The 19863-nt window shown below is 59.3% G+C and carries 17 protein-coding genes and 1 pseudogene; 5 read left to right on the top strand and 13 right to left on the bottom strand.

Going from position 1 to position 19863, the window contains the following annotated elements; genetic code table 11:
• Positions 1-123 precede the first annotated feature (123 nt).
• The gene (locus tag OO306_RS14115) at positions 124-1536 is read left to right on the top strand and encodes a cytosine permease (RefSeq protein ID WP_027595367.1); all 1413 of its coding nucleotides are present in this window, start codon (positions 124-126) and stop codon (positions 1534-1536) included.
• A gap of 122 nt (positions 1537-1658) precedes the next feature.
• Here the strand turns inward: OO306_RS14115 and OO306_RS14110 are convergent, their stop codons facing one another.
• The 5 genes from OO306_RS14110 to glnT all read right to left on the bottom strand — a co-directional run bounded on the left by OO306_RS14110 (position 1659) and on the right by glnT (position 7456).
• Positions 1659-2960, bottom strand: a complete 1302-nt coding sequence (locus OO306_RS14110; RefSeq protein WP_238216757.1) for an ammonium transporter — start codon at positions 2958-2960, stop codon at positions 1659-1661.
• Between the two features lie 147 nt (positions 2961-3107).
• The gene (locus OO306_RS14105; RefSeq protein ID WP_027595365.1) at positions 3108-4433 is read right to left on the bottom strand and encodes an FMN-binding glutamate synthase family protein; all 1326 of its coding nucleotides are present in this window, start codon (positions 4431-4433) and stop codon (positions 3108-3110) included.
• 15 nt (positions 4434-4448) lie between these two features.
• Positions 4449-5123, bottom strand: coding sequence for a protein glxC (locus OO306_RS14100; protein ID WP_099453777.1), 675 nt, complete (start codon positions 5121-5123; stop codon positions 4449-4451).
• Positions 5124-5150: 27 nt separating this feature from the next.
• Positions 5151-6056 carry a glutamine amidotransferase family protein gene (locus OO306_RS14095; RefSeq protein WP_027595363.1) on the bottom strand — a complete coding sequence of 302 codons (906 nt, stop codon included), beginning with the start codon at positions 6054-6056 and terminating at the stop codon, positions 5151-5153.
• A 65-nt stretch (positions 6057-6121) separates the two neighbouring features.
• Positions 6122-7456, bottom strand: coding sequence for a type III glutamate--ammonia ligase (gene glnT / locus OO306_RS14090; protein ID WP_027595362.1), 1335 nt, complete (start codon positions 7454-7456; stop codon positions 6122-6124).
• A 272-nt stretch (positions 7457-7728) separates the two neighbouring features.
• Between glnT and OO306_RS14085 the strand changes: the two genes are divergently transcribed.
• Together OO306_RS14085 and OO306_RS14080 are read left to right on the top strand one after the other, a co-directional pair.
• Positions 7729-8322 (top strand): cupin domain-containing protein, encoded by a 594-nt coding sequence (locus OO306_RS14085; protein WP_027595361.1) that lies wholly within the window; start codon positions 7729-7731, stop codon positions 8320-8322.
• A gap of 294 nt (positions 8323-8616) precedes the next feature.
• Positions 8617-9546: a DMT family transporter gene (locus OO306_RS14080; protein ID WP_265969093.1), complete on the top strand. Its 930-nt coding sequence runs from the start codon at positions 8617-8619 to the stop codon at positions 9544-9546.
• A gap of 26 nt (positions 9547-9572) precedes the next feature.
• Here OO306_RS14080 and OO306_RS14075 read toward each other — a convergent pair whose 3' ends face one another.
• Positions 9573-10283 carry an NUDIX hydrolase gene (locus OO306_RS14075; RefSeq protein WP_265969092.1) on the bottom strand — a complete coding sequence of 237 codons (711 nt, stop codon included), beginning with the start codon at positions 10281-10283 and terminating at the stop codon, positions 9573-9575.
• 138 nt (positions 10284-10421) lie between these two features.
• Here OO306_RS14075 and OO306_RS14070 point away from each other — a divergent pair, with 138 nt between their 5' ends.
• Positions 10422-11072: an isochorismatase family protein gene (locus OO306_RS14070; RefSeq protein ID WP_027595358.1), complete on the top strand. Its 651-nt coding sequence runs from the start codon at positions 10422-10424 to the stop codon at positions 11070-11072.
• Positions 11069-12268 (top strand): nicotinate phosphoribosyltransferase, encoded by a 1200-nt coding sequence (gene pncB, locus OO306_RS14065; protein ID WP_265969091.1) that lies wholly within the window; start codon positions 11069-11071, stop codon positions 12266-12268. The genes OO306_RS14070 and pncB overlap by 4 nt, the downstream gene beginning before the upstream one ends.
• Before the next feature lie 24 nt (positions 12269-12292).
• Here pncB and OO306_RS14060 read toward each other — a convergent pair.
• From OO306_RS14060 to OO306_RS14030, 7 genes and pseudogenes are all read right to left on the bottom strand, one after another.
• Positions 12293-12479 (bottom strand): annotated as a pseudogene (locus OO306_RS14060) (hypothetical protein); the annotation flags it as partial.
• A gap of 189 nt (positions 12480-12668) precedes the next feature.
• Positions 12669-14021: an aminotransferase class III-fold pyridoxal phosphate-dependent enzyme gene (locus OO306_RS14055; RefSeq protein WP_265969090.1), complete on the bottom strand. Its 1353-nt coding sequence runs from the start codon at positions 14019-14021 to the stop codon at positions 12669-12671.
• Between the two features lie 86 nt (positions 14022-14107).
• Entirely contained in the window at positions 14108-15583 is a 1476-nt protein-coding gene (locus OO306_RS14050) for an NAD-dependent succinate-semialdehyde dehydrogenase (RefSeq protein ID WP_265969089.1), read from the bottom strand.
• A 528-nt stretch (positions 15584-16111) separates the two neighbouring features.
• Positions 16112-17521: an amino acid permease gene (locus OO306_RS14045; protein ID WP_265969088.1), complete on the bottom strand. Its 1410-nt coding sequence runs from the start codon at positions 17519-17521 to the stop codon at positions 16112-16114.
• Between the two features lie 268 nt (positions 17522-17789).
• Entirely contained in the window at positions 17790-18653 is an 864-nt protein-coding gene (locus OO306_RS14040; protein WP_265969087.1) for a DMT family transporter, read from the bottom strand.
• A 57-nt stretch (positions 18654-18710) separates the two neighbouring features.
• Positions 18711-19433 (bottom strand): haloacid dehalogenase type II, encoded by a 723-nt coding sequence (locus OO306_RS14035; protein WP_238217181.1) that lies wholly within the window; start codon positions 19431-19433, stop codon positions 18711-18713.
• A gap of 68 nt (positions 19434-19501) precedes the next feature.
• Complete coding sequence (locus tag OO306_RS14030) at positions 19502-19831, bottom strand: tRNA-binding protein (RefSeq protein ID WP_099429040.1); 330 nt, start codon at positions 19829-19831, stop codon at positions 19502-19504.
• Between the last annotated feature and the right edge of the window lie 32 nt (positions 19832-19863).

Genomic DNA, 19863 nt, shown 5'->3' with positions numbered 1-19863 from the left:
CACATATTTACTAATTTCTCGTTATCCCCGCACCCCCCATCATCCCTCCAACAAGAACGCGTCGCCCTTCGCCGGCACGCACCCGGGCAGTACCCCATGCCCTACCTTGCCTTGGAGTCAGTCATGACCAGTGCAGCCAACTCGGCACCCCTCATAGAAAAACACACGATCGGCTACGTGCCCCCGCAAGACCGCCATGGAAAGGTAAGGGATCTGTTCACACTGTGGTTCGGGGGCAATATCGCGCCCCTGCCCATCGTCACCGGCGCGCTGGGCGTGCAGCTGTTTCACCTGAACCTGGTGTGGGGCATCGTCGCCATCCTGGTCGGCCACCTGGTCGGCGGGGTGCTGATGGCGCTGCACTCGGCCCAAGGCCCGCAGATGGGCATCCCGCAGATGATCCAGAGCCGCGCCCAGTTCGGCACGCTTGGCGCGCTGCTGGTGGTGGTGATCGCTGGGGTCATGTACATCGGGTTCTTCGCCTCCAACATCGTCCTCGCGGGCAAGTCGCTGCATGGCGTGGTCGAAGCCGTGCCGGTACCGGTGGGGATCGTCATTGGCGCACTGGGGTCGGGCATCATCGGCATCATCGGTTACCGCTTCATCCATGTGCTCAACCGCATCGGCACCTGGGTGCTGGGCATCGGTATCGTGGTCGGCTTCGGCTATATCTTCACCCACGTGCAAAGTGACGACTTCCTCACCCGCGGTGGTTTCAACCTGGCCGGCTGGCTGGCCACGGTGTCGCTGGCAGCGTTGTGGCAGATCGCCTTTGCCCCGTATGTGTCGGACTATTCGCGCTACCTGCCGGCCGACGTCAAGGTCAGTTCGACCTTCTGGACCACTTACCTGGGCTCTGTGCTGGGCTCGAGCCTGTCGTTCATCTTCGGCGCGGTCGCGGTGCTGGCAATTCCGGCCGGCATGGACACCATGGACGCGGTGAAACTCGCCACCGGCACCCTGGGCCCGATCATGCTGGTGCTGTTCCTGCTCAGCGTGATCAGCCACAACGCCCTCAACCTGTATGGCGCGGTGCTGTCGATCATTACCCTGATCCAGACCTTCGCCTACCGCTGGATCCCCACCGCCAAAAGCCGTGCGGTGCTGTCGCTGATCGTGCTGGCGGCTTGCAGTGTGGTGGCCGTGTGCGCATCGAAGGACTTCATCGGCCACTTCGTCGACATGGTGCTGGTGCTGCTGGTGGTGCTGGTGCCGTGGACGGCGATCAACCTGATCGACTTCTATGCCATCCACAAGGGTGACTACGACATCCAGTCGATCTTCAAGGTCGATGGCGGTATCTACGGGCGTTACAACCCGCAGGCGCTGGTGGCTTACGCCGTGGGCATCGTGGTGCAGATCCCGTTCATGAACACGCCGCTGTATGTCGGGCCGGTTTCCGAGCACATCAACGGGGCAGACCTGTCGTGGCTGGTGGGGCTGGCGATTACCTCGCCGTTGTACTGGTGGCTGGCTAGCCGTGACAGTGCCTATCGTCGCCGGCAAGTGAGTGCCAAGCTGGCCATGGGGCACTGACTCATCCTGTACTGGCCTCTTCGCGGGCAAGCCCGCTCCCACAGGGGGACCACAGATTCGGGCAATGTGGTACTGCTGTGTGCGGGCTTGCCCGTGAAGAGGCCGGTACAGACACCTTGTAGTCAGAGGTTATAAGCCCGCTCATTGTGCTCCGCCAGGTCCAGCCCCTGCTCTTCCTCCTCCCGGCTGGCCCGCAGCCCGACAGTCAGCTTGATGGCGCCCAGAATCGCCCAGCTCACCACAAAGCAATAAACAAAAGTAAAGGCCACGCCTTTCAGTTGCACCAGTGCTTGCCCAAGGGGCGTAATGCCTTCCACATAGCCGCCCAACGACGGCGCGGCAAACACCCCGGTCAATAGCGCGCCAACCATCCCGCCCACGCCATGCAGGCCAAACACGTCGAGGCTGTCGTCATACCCCAATGCCTGCTTCAGCCGGGTCACTGCGAAGAAGCAGATAGCCCCCGTCAGCAAGCCGATCACCAGCGCCCCCAACGGCCCGACAAAGGCGCACGCCGGCGTGATGCCAACCAACCCGGCCAACGCACCTGAGGCCGCCCCCAGTGCAGTGGGCCGCCCATGCATGAGCTTTTCGGTAATCAGCCAACCGACAATCCCTGCGCAGGCAGCCACCATGGTCGCCAGCATCACCACCCCTGCCCCTTCGTTGGCCGCAAGCCCCGAGCCCACGTTGAACCCAAACCAGCCCACCCACAGCAAACCGGCACCTACCAGGGTGAAGCCGAGGTTGTGCGGCGGCATGGCCACCTGTGGGTAGCCCTTGCGCTTGCCTAGCATCAACGCTGCAGCCAGCGCCGCCACACCGGAGTTGATGTGCACTGCGGTGCCGCCGGCAAAGTCCAGCACGCCCCAGTTGACCATCAATGCCCCTGGCCCGCCCCAGACCATATGGGCAATCGGTGCGTACACCAGGACGAACCAGGCGCCCATGAACAACAACGAGGCACTGAATTTCATGCGTTCGGCAAAGCCGCCGGCAATCAGCGCAGGCGTGATGATCGCGAAGGTCAGCTGAAATACCGCGAAGACACCTTCCGGGATGGTCCCTACCAGGCTGTCATGGCCGATGTTCAGCATCAGCGCCTTGTCCAGGCCGCCGATAAAACTGTTGAAGGTCAGTTGGCCTTCAACCATACCGCGGGTATCCACCACCAGGCTGTAGCCGAACAGCACCCAGAGGATGCCGATGAGCCCGGCCACGGCGAACAGCTGGGTGAACACCGAAAGAAAGTTCTTGGCCCGCACCATGCCGCCGTAGAACAGCGCGAGGCCCGGGATGCACATCATCAGCACGAACATCGCCGCGCAGATCATCCAGGCGGTGTTGCCGGTGTCCAGGGTGGGCTCGGCGGCGTGGGCCAACGGCGTCAATGCCAACAGTACAACAGCAAGGGCAAGCTTCATGGCGTCACTCCTGTGCGAATGGGGATGCATCGGGGGCTGCTTCGCAGCCCTTTCGCGACACAAGGCCGCTCCTACAACGGATCGCGATCATCTGTAGGAGCGGCCTTGTGTCGCGAAAGGGCCGCAAAGCGGCCCCAGAAGGTTGGATCAGTACTGAGCCTGGCCTGGTACCCAGGCAGTACCGGCCAGCGGCACCCGGGCCATGGCAGCCGCCTCGACGGTCAGCGCCACCAGGTCCTCAGGGTCCAGGTTGTGCAGGTGCGACTTGCCGCAGGCACGGGCCATGGTCTGCGCCTCCAGCACCAGCACGCGCAGGTAGTTGGCCAGGCGCCTGCCGGCCTCTTCCGGGTTCAGGCGCTTGGCCAGTTCCGGATCCTGGGTGGTGATACCGGCCGGGTCGCGGCCGTTCTGCCAGTCATCGTAGAAACCGGCGGCCGAGCCAAGTGCCTTCAACTGCGCATCCAGGCGCGGGTGGTTGTCGCCCAGGGCGATCAAAGCAGCGGTGCCGATGGCCACTGCGTCAGCGCCCAGGGCCATGGCCTTGGCCACATCGGCGCCGTTGCGGATGCCACCCGAGACAATCAGCTGCACCTTACGGTGCATGCCCATCTCCTGCAGCGCCTGCACCGCCTGCGGGATGGCCGGCAGGATCGGGATGCCGACGTGCTCGATGAACACTTCCTGGGTCGCGGCAGTACCGCCTTGCATGCCGTCGAGCACGATCACGTCAGCGCCGGCTTTCACCGCCAGCTTGACGTCGTAGTACGGGCGGCTGGCACCGATTTTCACGTAGATGGGTTTTTCCCAATCGGTGATCTCGCGCAGCTCGGCAATCTTGATCGCCAGGTCATCCGGGCCGGTCCAGTCCGGGTGGCGGCAGGCACTGCGCTGGTCGACACCGATCGGCAAGGTGCGCATGCCGGCCACGCGCTCGGTCACTTTCATGCCCAGCAGCATGCCGCCACCGCCCGGCTTGGCGCCCTGGCCAAGGACGATCTCGATGGCGTCGGCCTTGCGCAGGTCGTCCGGGTTCATGCCGTAGCGCGACGGCAGGTACTGGTACACAAGGTGCTGCGACTGGCCCCGCTCTTCCGGGGTCATGCCGCCGTCACCGGTGGTAGTGCTGGTGCCGGCGATGGTCGCACCACGGCCCAGCGCTTCCTTGGCATTGGCCGACAGCGCGCCGAAGCTCATGCCGGCAATGGTCACCGGGATTTTCAGGTGGATCGGTTTCTTGGCAAAGCGGGTGCCCAGCACCACGTCGGTGCCGCATTTCTCGCGGTAGCCTTCCAGCGGGTAGCGCGACACGCTGGCGCCGAGCAGCAGCAGGTCATCGAAGTGCGGCACGCGGCGCTTGGTGCCACCGCCGCGGATGTCATAGATGCCGGTTTCGGCGGCACGCTGGATTTCCTGGATGGTCAGGCGATCGAAAGTGGCCGACTCACGCAGTACCGGGGGGAATTGCTCGCTCATGGGGTTGCTCCTTGATCAGTACGCGGAGGCGTTGTCGACTTTGAAGTTGTACAGCTGACGGGCCGAGCCATACCGTTTGAAATCGGCGGCTTTATGATCGAGGCCCGCGTCGTTCAGCAGCGCTTGAAGCTCTTGCAGGTGCTCGGCGCGCATCTCTTTCTCGATACAGTCCGAACCCAGCGACTGGACCGTGCCCTTGACGTAGATGCGCACCTCGTACAGCGAGTCGCCCAGCGCATCGCCGGCATCGCCGCACACCACCAAACGCCCGGCCTGGCCCATGAAGCAGCTCATGTGGCCAATGCTGCCGCCGACCACGATGTCGACGCCCTTCATGGAAATACCGCAACGGGCACCAGCGTCGCCCTCGATCACCAGCAACCCGCCGTGGGCGGTTGCACCGGCGGCCTGGGAGGCACTGCCCTTGACCCGCACCGAGCCGGACATCATGTTTTCCGCCACGCCCACGCCCACATTGCCGTGCACCGTAATGTTGGCTTTCTGGTTCATGCCGGCGCAGTAGTAGCCGGCATGGCCGTCGATCTCTACCGAAACGTCTTCGTTGATGCCGACAGCCAGGTTGTGTTTGCCGTCGGGGCGCATCACGCGCCACTCACGGTCTTGCACCTCACCGTGCAGGGACTGGTTAAGGACACGCACCGAAGTGCTGGAAAGGTCGATCGTCTTCATAAGGTTCTCCAGAGGTTCGGTGGCAGGTCAGGCGCTTTCGCGCTCCCAGACGTACAGGGTGGCCGGCGCCGGCTCCCAGACCTTGGCGTTTTCAATACCGGGCAGGCTGGCCAGGGCCTGGTATTCGGAGGCCATGGCCACGTAGTCGTCGGTTTCGGCCAGCACCGCTGGCTTGCAGGCGATCGGGTCGCGAATCACCGCGAAGCCGTTGCGGGTGCCAATGGCAAAGGTGAAGAACCCGTCCAGGTCTTGCAGAGCCCCGTCCAAAGCCTTGGCCAGGGTGTCGCCCTGCTGCAGGCGCCAGGTCAGGTAGCCGGCAGCCACTTCGGTGTCGTTGTCGGTCTCGAAGCTGATGCCTTCACGCTTGAGTTCCTGGCGCAGGCGGAAGTGGTTGGACAGCGACCCGTTGTGCACCAGGCACAGGTCGGCGCCGGTGGAGAACGGGTGGCTGCCCTCCAGGGTCACCGCGCTTTCGGTGGCCATGCGGGTGTGGCCGATGATGTGGCTGCCCTTCATGCCGGCCAGGCCGAAGCGGCTGGAAATCTCAGCCGGCAGGCCCATGCCCTTAAGGATTTCGATGCTCTGCCCGGCGCTCATGATGCGTACTTCGGGGGCCAGCTCGGCCAATGCAGCACGGGCGGCGGCTTCCGTGGTGTGCACCTTGAGCACGGCGGCGCTGGCGTTCTGAAACCAGTCCAGCGAACAGCCCAGGCGCCCTTCCAGCTGCCCCATCAAGCTGGCCCACGAATAGCCCCCATCAAGGGCCTGCAACGTCAGTTTCACCCAGCCGTCCGCCACTTCATCGCCGTAAATGGCAAAGCCAGCGCTGTCAGGGCCACGGTCGGTCATGGCGTGCAGCATGGGTTCGAAGAGCTTGCCGAGCTGGGCTTCCAGCTCAGGCTTCTTCAGGTACAGACCTACGATTCCACACATGGTGATGCTCCTTACTAGGCAGTGGGCGACCGCTGTTTTGAGGGCCGCCCAAGGGATGGGGGCGGTCAGAAAAACTCGGTGTAGCGCTGGATTTCCCAGTCGGAAACGTGGCGGCAATACTCCACCCACTCCATGCGCTTGAGCTTGATGAACTCGTCGACGATCTCGGCGCCGAGCACCTCGCGGAACAGGGGGTCGGCCTCGAGCGCGTCGGCGGCTTCCTTGAGCGATTGCGGCAGGGTCTTGATACCGCGTGCGGCGATTTCTTCGAGGCTCAGGGTGTAGAGGTTCTCGTTGCACATCTCGCCTGGGTCGAGCTGGCGGTCGATACCATCCAGGCCAGCAGCGATGATCGCGGCAGTGACCAGGTACGGGTTGCAGCCCGCGTCCGGCAAGCGGAACTCAAGGCGCCCGTAGGGGATGCGGACCATCGCCGAGCGGTTGTTGGCGCCCCAGGCAACGAAGGCTGGGGCCCAGGTCGAGCCGGACAACGAGCGGCCAACCACCAGGCGTTTGTAGGAGTTGACGGTTGGCGCCGCGAAGGCACACAGCGCCGGGCCGTGGGCCATCAGGCCAGCGGCGAAGTGGTACGCCAGCTTCGACAGGCCCATGCCGCTGCTGTCGCTGGCGTCATGGAACAGATTCTTGTTGGTGCTGCTGGCCAGCGACAGGTGAAAGTGCATGCCATTGCCAGCGCGCTTGGGGTCGGGCTTGGGCATGAACGAGCAGATCATCCCCAGGTCGTTGGCGATTTCGCCGGCCGCCATGCGGAAGAACGTGAAGCGGTCGGCCGACTCCATGGCGTCGCTGTAGGTGTAGTTGATCTCGAACTGGCCGTTGGCGTCTTCGTGGTCGATCTGGTAGATGTCGAAGCCCACGGGTTGCAAGGCTTCGGTCAGGCGCTCCAGAAACAACCGCGAACGCGACAGGCCCTTGTAGTCGTAGCACGGCTTGTCGAGGTTGTCGGAGGCATCCACCAATTGCAGCTTGCCGCCTTCGTCACGGCGGAACAGGCTGAACTCGGGCTCAAGCCCGGTGTTCAGCGTCCAGCCCTTGTCGGCCAGGCGCTGCACCTGCTGCTGCAGAACGTAGCGGCTGTCATAAGGCCAGGGCTGGCCGTTGACATGGCCGACGCACACCACCCGGCCATAGCCGGGCTGCCAGGGGACCGGGATCAACGTGGCCAGGTCGCCCCGGGCCATGAAGTCCGGGCCGTGTGGCTCCATGCCCATGCCGCAGATGGCGAACCCGGCAAAACCGGCGCCCTCCTCGGCCACCATCTTGAGGCCCGAGACCGGCACCGATTTGGTCTTTGCCGAGCCATGGATGTCGACAAACTGCGCCAGCACATACTTGATGCCGTGCTGATCGAGGGTGCGCTGGGTTTCTGCTGGCAACATGGGTTGAACACTCCTGGGTAAGGGGCTGCTTGTAATTCCGCATGGGAAACTTACTTTCATCACAGGAATGCAAAGCGCTTGCCAGGTTTACCTCCACCGGCCTTTTCGCGGCGGTTCGGCGCGAAGAGGCCAGCCGCCATTACCCAGGAAATTCCGTTGTAGATATGGGAAACTTGTTTTCACCTGAGGAAAACGGCTGCCACCGCAGCAGCATTTCGCACTTTCTCAGTGCGAAATCTTTATTCTTGAACTGAAACCGTGCAGGACATTAGATGCCGACCGAAACCCAACCGCGCCTTCGCCTGGAGCAGTACCTGGGCTTGCAGATCAAGCGCCAGCGCCAGGCCCAGTCCCTCAAACTCGCCGATGTGGCGCGCATCGCCGGTATCAGCCAAGGGATGCTGAGCAAAATCGAGAACGCCCAGGTGTCCACCAGCCTCGATACCCTCAGCCGCCTGTGCGATGTGCTGGGTATGCCGATGGCGAAGCTGTTCAGCCAGTACGACCAACCTGACGGCAATGCACTGCTGGTGAAGGCCGGTGAAGGGCTGGAGGTGGTGCGCCGGGGCACGGAAAAGGGCCACACCTATCATTTGCTCAATCACGCCAGGGGCCCGAAGAAGCACTTCGAGGCCTACATGGTGAGCATGGATGACGCCAGCGAAGAGTTCCCGACCTTCGCCCACCCAGGCACGGAGTTTCTGCATTTGCTGGAGGGTGAACTGGTGTACCGCCACGGCAACCAGCTCTATCACATGCACGCGGGTGACAGCCTGACCTTTGATGGCGAAACCCCGCACGGGCCGGAGCAGCTCGTGCAGGTGCCCATCCGCCTGCTGTCGATCATGAACTACGGCGAAGAGTAAGGCGGCGCGGCGCGACAACGATCAATGTCGCGATCAGACAACCAGACGTCGCCCGCGACCGGCCTCGCAACCCTGTATACAAAAATAATACACATATCAGCCAGCCCCGCGCCGTGGGCTGGCAGACGCGGTAATTGCGAGTAAACAGCCTCGCTTCACAATTCCAACGCTGTGGCGCCTTTTTGCACCGGGCAATTCGTCCGGGCTCATAACGATAAAACTCCCAGTTTTGAAGACCCGCGACGCGTCGGCCGGGAGTGCTTGCGCGCGCACATTGTGAAGAATTTGACTGCCATGATCGCTACCTCCCTCCCCGTAGCCGGTGCCTCCACCGGCCACCGCAACGCGCTGCTCGTTGCCCACATCGCCGCCGTCCTGTTCGGCCTGACCGGCATCCTGGGCCACTTGATCGAAGCCGACGCCAGCATCATCACCTTCGGCCGCGCCACCTTTGCCTTCATTGCTCTGGGTTTTGTCGCCGGGCTCAAGGGCACCCGCTTGCTCGACGCCCTGACCTTGCGCAACCTGCCAATCCTCGGCCTGACCGGCGCGCTGCTGGCTGCCCACTGGGTGACCTTCTTCATTGCCGTCAAGGTCGGTGGGGTGGCCGTGGCGACCCTGGGCTTTGCCAGCTTCCCCGCCTTTATCGCCATGATCGAGCGCGGTGTGTTCGGCCAACGCATTGGCGCCACCCAAGGTTTGTTATTGCTGATGGTGACGGCAGGCCTGGTGCTGGTCGTGCCCACCTTCGACCTGCTCGACAAAGGCACTGTCGGCCTGCTGTGGGGTTTGGGGTCTGGCCTTGCCTTCGCCTTGCTGACGGTCGCTAACCGCCGCCGCGCATCGAGCATGAACGCGATGCAGGTGGCGTTCTGGCAGAACGTGGTCGTGGCCGCGCTGGTGGCACCGTTCGCCTTCACCCACTTGGGCAGCACTAGCCTAGGCAGCCATGACTGGCTCAATCTGGCACTGCTGGGCGTGTTCTGCACCGGGCTGTCGCAGTTCCTGTTCGTCAAGAGCCTGGAAGGCCTTGAAGCGCGTACCGCCGGCATGATCATCGCGCTGGAGCCGGTGTATGCGATTCTTGGGGCGTGGTGGTTGTTTGGCGAGCAGCCGAGTGTGCGCATGGCGGCGGGGGCGGCGTTGATCGTGTTGGCGACGCTGCTGGCTGCGGCGCGCAAGGCGCCGGTGGAGCACGGTGATACCAGCCGCTGCGCGCACTAGCTCCAGCGACAGTAGCCTGCCCGCAGTTAAGACAGCCCGCCTTCCGGCAACAAACTGCGGTCAAACATGAACGGCCGCTCCCCCTGCGGCGTGTACTGAAACAACTGCTGCGGCCTACCCAGCTTAGGCTGGTTCTTCTCCCCGGTATCCCTCACCCACCCCAGCTCGCGCAAGCGCTCCAGGCGTTTGCGCAGCGAGGTGTTGTTCACCGCCTGCCCCAGGCACGCCTGCACTGCCCCCAAGGCATCGAGCACGGTGAACTTCTCGGCCAGCAGGTACAGCGGCAAGCTGCTATACACAGTCTTCGCCGCCAGCCGTTCGCGGGCGCGCTCCACCAGCAAGTTGTGGTCGAATGGCAAGAGCACCCCGCGCCCCAGCACGCTGTCCATATCGACAAACGCCAGCTGCTCACCTTCAACGGTCTGCCCAGGGGCGAGCAAGGCCAGGTAGTAGGTGCTCAGCGACCAGCCACGCGGGTCACGGAACGCATTGCCTTCGGTACCCACCTGTTCCATGTAGCACGGCGCCACCCGGGCCTTCTCCCGCAAAGCGCGGTCGGCCGCGCCCTCCAGGCTGGTGTCGGGGATACGGCCGTTGACGATCACACCCGGCAAGGCCCACTGGCCGGCGTGCGGTTCGCGCTCACGGCGGTGCAACAACACTTGCAGATGCTGGGCTTCAGGGGCCATGCGCAAGGCGACGATATCGACGCTGGCCAAGACTTCAGTGCTACTCAAGGGAACGCTCCACGCTTCAGTAACTCAATAATCCACCAGAGCAGTTAAGTAGCACAAGGGGCTTTGTTTCATTAGCTAGTGCTTGACACACTTAATGCACCAGGTGGAATATATAGCCATGCCAGCGAGGAGAGCACCATGAAGATCGCCAGTTTCGATGTCGACGCGCAAAACGGCTTCACCGCCAACGCCCCGCAGGAACTACCCGTGCCCGAGGGCGATGAAATCGCCGCCGACCTCAACGCCATGGCCCTGCGTGCAGACTTGCGCTTGGGCAGCAAGGACGCTCACCCGGCCAATGCAGCCTGGGTGGTTGCCGACCCGGCCCAGATGCTGCAATCCCTGCCGCTGGCCAATGCCGACCTGACCTGGGTCAGCCACTGCGTGCCAGGCACACCCGGCTTCGAACTGCTGCCTGGCCTGCCCGCCCCCATCGATTACGACTACTTCGTGTGGAAAGGCGTCGAACCCGACTTGCACCCCTATGGCGCCTGCTACCACGACCTGGCCGAACGCCGCTCCACTGGGGTGATCGAATACCTCAAGGTGCAGCAGGTGGGTGCCGTGATCGTCGGCGGCCTGGCCCTGGACTACTGCGTCAAGACCACCGCCCACCAGCTGCGCCGGGCCGGGTTCCAGGTGTTGCTGTACCTGCCGGCTTGCCGCGCCCTCACCCAGGCCGGCGCCATCGCTGCCTGCGGCGCATTGGCCGCCGAGGGTGTCATCCTCTGCGGCGACGAAGCCGCGCTCGACTACCAACTCTCGCTGATCAAGGAAGACCGCCCATGAGTGACAGCGTTTTCGGCCCGCGCATCATCCAGAACCTGCTGGACACCGACTTCTACAAGATCACCATGATGCAGGCGGTGCTGCACAACTACCCCAACGCCGAGGTGGAATGGGAATTCCGCTGCCGTAACGGTGAGGACCTCTCCCCTTACTTGGCAGAAATCCGCTACCAGGTCGAGCAACTGGCCGATGTCACCGTCACCCACGACCAACTGGCCTACCTCGAAAAAATCCCGTTCATCAAACCGGACTTCATCCGCTTTCTGAGCCTGTTCCGTTTCAACCTGCGCTACGTGCAGGTCGGCCTGGACGACGCCGGGCAGCTGGCAATCCGCGTGCGCGGGCCGTGGCTGCACGTGATCCTCTACGAGATCCCGCTGCTGGCAATCATCAGCGAAGCGCGCAACCGCTACCGCTATCGGGAAGTGGTGATGGAACACGTGGGCGAGCGGCTGTACCAGAAGCTTGACTGGCTCAAGGCCGAAGCGAATGCCGATGAGCTGGCAGGCTTTCAACTGGCCGATTTCGGCACCCGACGGCGCTTCTCGTACCGGGTCCAGGAGCAGGTCGTGCACATTCTCAAGCGCGACTTCCCTGGCCGCCTGGTCGGCACCAGCAACGTGCACCTGGCCCGCGAATTGGAACTCAAGCCCATCGGCACCATGGCCCACGAATGGTTCATGGCCCACCAGCAACTGGGCCCGCGCCTGGTCGACAGCCAGGCCGCTGCGCTGGAATGCTGGGTACGGGAATACCGCGGGCTACTGGGCATCGCCTTGACCGATTGCATCACCATGGATGCGTTCATGGGGGATTTCGACTTGTACTTCGCCAAGCTGTTCGATGGCCTGCGCCACGACTCGGGCGACCCGCTGGCATGGGCAGAAAAGGCCATTGCCCACTATGAAAAACTGGGGATCGACCCGCGAAGCAAAACGCTGATCTTCTCGGATGGGCTGGATTTCGCCAAGGCGCTTGGCCTGTACCGCGCACTGCATGAGCGGATTAACGTGAGCTTTGGCATCGGCACCAACCTCACCTGCGATATCCCAGGGGTGGAGCCGATGAACATCGTGATCAAGATGACGGCGTGCAATGGGGCGCCGGTGGCGAAGATTTCCGACAGCCCGGGCAAGACCCAATGCCGGGACGAGAACTTCGTGGCGTATCTCAAGCACGTGTTCAAGGTGGGTTGATGCCGCCGCGAGAGGCCAGCTCTGCTAACCCTTTTTCAGCTGGCCCACACATAACTCCATGAACCGCGCCGCCGCCCGCGACGGCGTGGCGGCATGGGGCATCACAAGGCCCGCTCGACAATCTGCCTCACCCCCGCCCCACTCTCGCGCAGCACCAACGGGTAGGCACCAGGGTTTCCAAGGTCTGCACCTGGTCAACGGCCAACGGATGACTGCTAGGCTCTATACGACAAGTCTTGTGGGAGCGGGCTTGCCCCGCGATGGAGTGCGAAGCGCTCCTATACCCGATATCGACTAGCGTCAAAGTCGCCGCGAATTCAGGCTTTGCTGCCGCGTTGCGGCAGATCGCGGGGCAAGCCCGCTCCCACAACGATATCTACACTGCCCTACCAGCTGACGTTCAGCCCCACCTTGTGCCCGTCACCTTCTCGATAGAGAAGGTCAGAATCTCAATCAACTTGTCGACATCAGCGTGGGTATAGTTCAGCGAAGGAGCGAACCCGAGGATGTCGTCGTTGAAAGCTCGGAATACAAGGCCCTCGCTGAACGCATGGGCAAGGATCTTTTGGCCCACCTTCAACTTGGCATCAGGCTTCGCTCTGGTGTGTTTGTCTGCTACCAGTTCGACACCCGCCAGCATCCCGCGTCCACGTACCTGGCCTACCACATCCAGTTTTTCCAACGACCGCAGTTTGCTCTGGAAGTACTCACCTACTTCAGTGCCATTTTTCAGGAGCCCATTCTCGTAAAGGTCGAGCGTAGCATTGGCGATGGCCGCGCTGACAGGATGGCCGGCATAGGTTTGACCATGACCAAAGGGTGTGCCGTCAGATCCAGCCTCCGCAATCGCCGCGTACATTCGTTCAGAAATAATAGTCGCGCCCATTGGCGCGTAACCGGATGTCAGGCCCTTAGCCATGGTCATAACGTCCGGACTGACGCCTTCATGCTCACAGCCGAACATCGGGCCGGTGCGGCCAAACCCAGTGATAACTTCGTCAACGATCAGCAGGATTCCAAGCTCATCGCAAGTAGCCCGCATCGCTTTCAAATAGCCAGCCGGAGGCACAATGACTCCACCAGAGCCGATGATGGGCTCACAGATGAATGCCGCTACGTTACCCTGCCCAATTTCTTGAACCTTGCTTTTGAGTGCGGCAACGGTGGCTGCCAAGACAGCAGTCTCGTCTGGCCCGGCGCTGTGGCGGTAAGGGTAAGGTGCTTCGATGTGATGCTGAGTTGACGTAGGCACATCGAAATATCGATGGAAAACTGGAAGTGCGGTCAGGCCGCTCCCTACAGCCGACGAGCCATGATAGCCACGTTGCACCGCGATGAAGTGTTTCTTCTCGGGTTGTCCGATGGCATTGAAGTAATAGCGAACAGTACGAATAGCGGTATCGACAGCGTCCGATCCACCTTGGCCAAAGATGACGTGATTCAGGCCTGGTGGAGCCAGCTTGGCCAAGCGATATGCCAGTTCGATTGCAGGCTCGCTCCCGAAGCCAAAGTATCCGGTTGCGTACGGCAGGACTTCGAGCTGCTTCTTCGCCGCTTCAACAATCGATTGTTGGCCGTAACCAGCGTTTACGCACCAGAGCCCCGAAAATGCGTCTTGTACACGGTGACCGTTCACATCCACTAAATGGATACCCTCGGCGCTTTCCCAAGCGCATACGCCCTTCGCCTGGTGATCCATCAGGGCGGTGACCGGGTGAACCCAGTGTTGATCTTTTTCCTGAAGCTTTTTCATACGACCTCTCAGCAATACATGCATGAACAGTTGGCTCTGTCCAAAACAACATCGGCCAGAGCCAACCCACGTCTTGGACTTGGAAATTAATCCAGTCCGCCTTGGCAGACGTATTTGATGTGCATGTACTCTTCGAGGCCGTGAACGGAGCCTTCTCGACCGTATCCCGAATCCTTCACGCCACCAAACGGAGCGGCTTCGGCAGCCAGAGCGCCTTCGTTCACACCGACGATGCCGCACTCAAGTGCGTCGGTTACACGATGCACACGGCGCATATCGTTGGTGTAGAAATAGGATGCCAGGCCGAAAGGCGAGTCGTTGGCCATCTTGACGACCTCTTCCTCGGTTTCAAACCGGGTGATCGGGGCTACCGGGCCGAAAGTTTCCTCATGGAAGCATTTGGATGACGGATCTACGTCGGCCAGAACGGTTGGAGCGTAGTAGGTAGACTCAGCACGCTGCTCGGTGAAAAGGCGCTTGCCTCCCGCCATGACGCGAGCACCCCGAGCTACTGCATCGTTGACATGCTCTTCAATCTTGGCGATCGCTTTCGCGTTGATCATCGGGCCAATCTGCGACTTCGAATCGCTGGCCGGGCCAACTACCAGGGCCGACACACGAGCAGTGAGTTTTTCCAGGAAATTACCGTAGACCTTGGACTGGACGTATACCCGGTTAGGGCACACGCAGGTCTGCCCGCCGTTTCGGAATTTAGCCACCATCAAGCCTTCTACGGCGGCATCAATGTCAGCGTCCTCAAACACGATGAACGGCGCATTGCCGCCCAGCTCCAATGCCAGCTTTTTCAAGGTACGCGAGGATTCGTGGGCCAGGTGCTTACCGACAGGCGTCGAGCCAGTGAAGGTAATTTTGCGAACACGTGGATCATCTAACCACACATCCGCAACCGTCTTGGACGCGGAAGTATTAACGATGTTAAGGACGCCAGCCGGGACGCCAGCCTCTTCGGCGAGCTTGACCAGTGCCAAAGCAGTGAGCGGCGTTTCCGCCGCAGGCTTACATACAACAGTACAGCCTGCAGCCAATGCTGGAGCGATTTTCCGAGCGATCATCGCCGCCGGGAAGTTCCAGGGTGTGATGGCCGCCACAACACCGACTGGCTCCCTGTAGGCCGCCATTTTGCGGCCATGTACGGCTTGAGGAATGATGTCACCATTTGCCCGAGTTGCTTCCTCAGCAAACCACTCGACATAGCTCGCGGCGTAGGCAATTTCGCCTACGGCTTCAGCAAGCGGTTTACCTTGCTCAGTAGAAATGATCTTACCCAGGTCTTCAGCGTTGGCCATGATCAAATCATTCCAACGCTTCAAGATTACCGCTCGCTGCTTGGCAGGCGTCGAGCGCCAAGCTTCAAACGCATCAACTGCCGCTTCGACCGCTGCCTTTGCGTCCTTCTCGTTGCTGTCTGGAACCAGGCTAACGCGCTCCCCAGAGGCTGGATTGTTCACTGGGAGGGTTGCGCCAGATACTGCGTCCTGCCACACACCAGCGATGAAGTTCTTGGTGAGAATCAACTCCTCGCGCTGCAGCTTAAAGCTCATAAAACCTCCAGAGAAATGCAAAAAAGTAGGCAAACGTAGTGCCTTCATTCGAATACAAAGAAGGCATGCGTTACCCGATAGCAACGATGATTAACGCGCAGTGAACACCCATTTGATGTGCCCGCAGTTGAGCCTGATGCGACCTAGCTTTAACCATTGATTTAAAGTAAATGCTATGCGCCGAGGCTGGAACCTTCTACCTACCCGAAATAGGATGAACATGTGCTGAATGAGACTTCTGAGTAGGAATTTCAGCTTCGCGCTCGTATCTAGTGAAACGCCTAGCACCCAGCTTGTGTTGCAGGGTCGGACGATCGTCATGCAGTGAATTCATCTGAACACATTCGGCTGCACCCACCAGTTCCCGCCCGCATAAACAGGCCCTTTGAATAGGAGCCGACGTCACAGACTTTAGGAACAGAATGAAGGCAGGTGGTAAGCCGACGGCAGCCGCTGGCACCACCCACCAGAATTGATCCAGGTTGTACAACTCAATGTGACCACGCCCAGATCACAGCGTGAGTACTCTCAAAGCCTCGCGCGACTGCATCGTATCTGATGCACAACACCAATGATCACCAACGCCATTGCTGCAGTACCAGTAGAGATGACCAGAACCTGATACTCAGGCATGAACGACATCACCCCCAGACAAACTACGATGAAGATTATTACTGCCCATGTCAGCCAAGGGAAAAGCCACATTCTTAACGGAATGTCACTGCCACTCGCCTCAAGCTTGCGACGCATCTTCAACTGTGAACACGCGATAACGAGATAAACCAAGAGGGCGATGGTTCCCGTCATGTTCATCAGCGTATCAAGAATATCCTTAGGGCGCAGCACTTCGCTGAAATTGATCAACGCTAACACAACCGCCACGACGCAAGAGCCGATGATCGCATACAACGGAATTCCCGTTTCTGCTTTCGTGAACTTGAAGAACGATGGTGCATCGCCACGTGTCGCCAAAGAATAAAGCATGCGTGAGGCCGTGTAGTGAGCTGAAATCAGACAGCTACTAACCGACGTCAATACTACAAAGTTCATCAGCATTTCGGCACCCGGTACTCCCAACAGCTCGAGTGTACGCCGGTATGAGCCATAACCCGACTCGCCAAGCATAGGGTCATTCCACGGCACCAAGCACACGATAAGGAAGATTGACCCGACGTAAAATAAGCCTACGCGCCAAACGACTGACTTAGTCGTTTTGACGATCTGCTGCGCTGGATTTGCAGACTCGGACGCTGCAATAGTCGCAATTTCAGCGCCCAGGAACGCAAACATCACACCCAGCATGGCACCTACGACAGGATCTATTCCATTTGGCATGAAGCCGTGCGCAGTCAGGTTGCTGATGCCTCTCACCTCCCCTAGCGTCCAGATGTTAGTGACTGCCAGGCAGCAAACGATTAGGAAGCAAAAAATCGCCACTACTTTAATTAGCGCAAACCAAAACTCAAACTCGCCATAGTTTTTTACGTTGAAAAAGTTGATACTGATCAATAGGAGTGTCGTTGCCAGCACAAAGACGTTGACACTAATACTTGGGAACCAACCGTTTAAAATTTTGCCAGCTACATAGGCCTCCCAAGCCATTAAACTCACCCAATATCCCCAGTACAACCAGCCAATGGTGAATCCTGCCCAGCGGCCAATAGCGCGATCGGCATACGTTGAAAATGAACCTGTGTCGGGGGAGGACGTGGCCATTTCACCAAGCATTCGCATGATGAGCATCATCAAGACCCCACCGACCAGAAACGCTAGGAACGCTGCGGGGCCTGCACTATGGATAACGCTTCCGGAGCCGACGAATAGGGATCCTCCGATAACACCCGCGATGGACATCATTGTCAAATGTCGGGACTTAAGGCCAGCTTTGAGCTGACCCTCCTGACTCTGTACCTTGCTGTTTGCTGTAACTGTATCCACAACTGCTTTCCTCATTTTATTTTAATCAAGTATCAATCACGGGCAGGTCGAATCCCCTCATGTGAAATAGCCATCCAGGAGAGAAGTACAACGCACTGATATTCGGCCCACAGCGATCGGTGGCTACATACGCTCAAAAAAAAGCCCCCAGTGTGGAGGGGGCAAGCACAACAAAAAGGTAGAGACCAGAACCGAGTGACCAATTCAATCCTTTCTACCATTACTGCGCAGTACGAAGATTCCTGATTCGTTACTTGAGAGCCGGGGCCTAAGTCTTCTTGGACATGACCATCGATACAACAACCAACGCTGCCCCCACCCAGATATACCACTGCATACCTACATTCAGGTAAAGCGCCAAAAAGGCTGTTGATAGCACAGGCGTGGCATAGCTGAGCACGGCGACTTGTTCATGGTTTGCTTTCTTCATCGCATAGTCCCAGAGGTAGAATGCCCCACCCATCGGGCCAATGCCCATGTACAAGATCGCCCAGATTTCGTTAGTGGTTAATGTCGGCCACTGTGCACCCGTACGATAAAGCGCTAAGCAAACAGCTCCAGAAACAAGACAATACAAGCCAACAGAGGCGCTAGGCACATGAGGGTACTTCTTCGCTAATAGCGAATATACAGCCCAGAAGATTGCAGAAACAAAAGCAAGGGTGTAGCCCAGCCAGGTGTTAGAAGAGTCGCCAACGCTGATCGAGTGATCAGGGTTACAGCTAATCATAGCACCTACAAAGCCAATAAGACCTGCGAGAACAGATTTGACTGTTAGTTTGCCGCCGCGAACAAACAATGGGCCCAGCAAAACAATGAATACAGGCCAAAGATAGTGAAGCAGACTAACGCCGATTGGATCGGCAAGCTGCAAGGCATAAAAATAGATAACATGGTACGTCAACATGCAAAACGTACCAATCAAAAACAATTCGCGAGGCATCTTCCAGAGCTTAAGCCAAGGAAGGCCAATCACACCACCAATGAAAAGCGCAGCACCCGTAATAAACATGGGCGAAACATTACTACAAAACGTTACGCTTACGGCCAGAGTACTCCAGATAATGACCGCCGCTATGGCAGGCAACATACCAAAACCAGTTTTAGTTGCTGCCGTATCGAGTGAATTCATAGCTTTTGTACCATTGAAGTGAAAAAGCCGGCAGCCCTAAGGCTACCGGCTCTTGACTCAGCCTTTCAGGGCTTTCTTATGGGCTTCAGCCATCTCGCCCATGCTGTTGAAACGGAAATCGATATTTGGCATACGCGACGGCACATGGGTAGCACCATAGCCTTCTTTACCGTGACGACGGTAGATCCAGGCCGACGCCAAGCCTGCGTCGTTGGCAGGGATGTGGTCGTGATACAGGCTCTCTGCAGTGTGCAGAATATCGCCCTTCTCGATTCCAGCTTCACCCAGAGCATCGATCATGAAGGTGAAGTTGTTTGGATTTGGCTTATACGAACCAACATCCTGGGCGGTAATGATATGGTCGAACTCAACACCCAGTTTGGCATTGCTCAGCTTGAACTCGTTGCGATCGATGTTGGACAGGATCACCAGCTTGTAGTGGTTCTTCAGGTACTGAAGAGCCTCAACGGTGTCTGGGAAAGCAGGCCAGTTTTTGACAGAGGTGCCGAACTCTTCGCGCTCAGCGGCGTCGGGCTCCAGGCCCCACTCTTTGGCAATGCGATCGTACACAGCGCGCAGGATGTCCTGATACAGAGCACCTGGAGTCTCGGTCTGCTGAGGCGACTCGTTACGACCGAACACTTCCAGCAGTTCATCGGAAGTGAAAGTTTTGCCGGTGCGCTTTGCCAGCGGCTGGAGAGCGTTGACAATACCGGTTTCCCAGTCAATCAGGGTGCCGTAGCAATCGAAGGTCAGCGCTTTGAAGTCGGTCAGTTGCATCTTGATATCCTACTTTTAGGTTTACTTGTTTTGGGTTAGTCGCCAAACAGAAGCTCAGCAACTAAGGGTTAGAAAATTTTGCTTCCGATTGGCACTTGGCGTTCAGTGGTCAGGTAAACCACCTCACCCGGCTCGCGATCCACGCCCAGCATCAACACCTCTGAGGTGAAGCCTGCAATCTTCCTTGAGCCCAGATTGACGGCGCAAACCACCTGCTTACCGACAAGTTCTTCAGGGCTGTAGAGCTTGGTGTACTGAGCGCTGGTGGTCTTCTCACCCAGCTCACCAAAATTGATCCAGAACTTATAAGCTGGCTTGTTTGCTTTTTCATTGAGCTCTACTCGCACGACTTCGCCGACACGAATATCAACCTCATTGAACGCTTCAAACGGGGTCATAACCACTCCAGAATAATTGCGGTGCTAAAACG

It is taken from the genome of Pseudomonas sp. DCB_AW, assembly GCF_026240895.1.
Classification (GTDB): Bacteria; Pseudomonadota; Gammaproteobacteria; order Pseudomonadales; family Pseudomonadaceae; genus Aquipseudomonas; species Aquipseudomonas kermanshahensis.
Note: the sequence above shows the minus strand (reverse complement) of the source record. Positions and strands in the feature narration are given on the sequence as shown.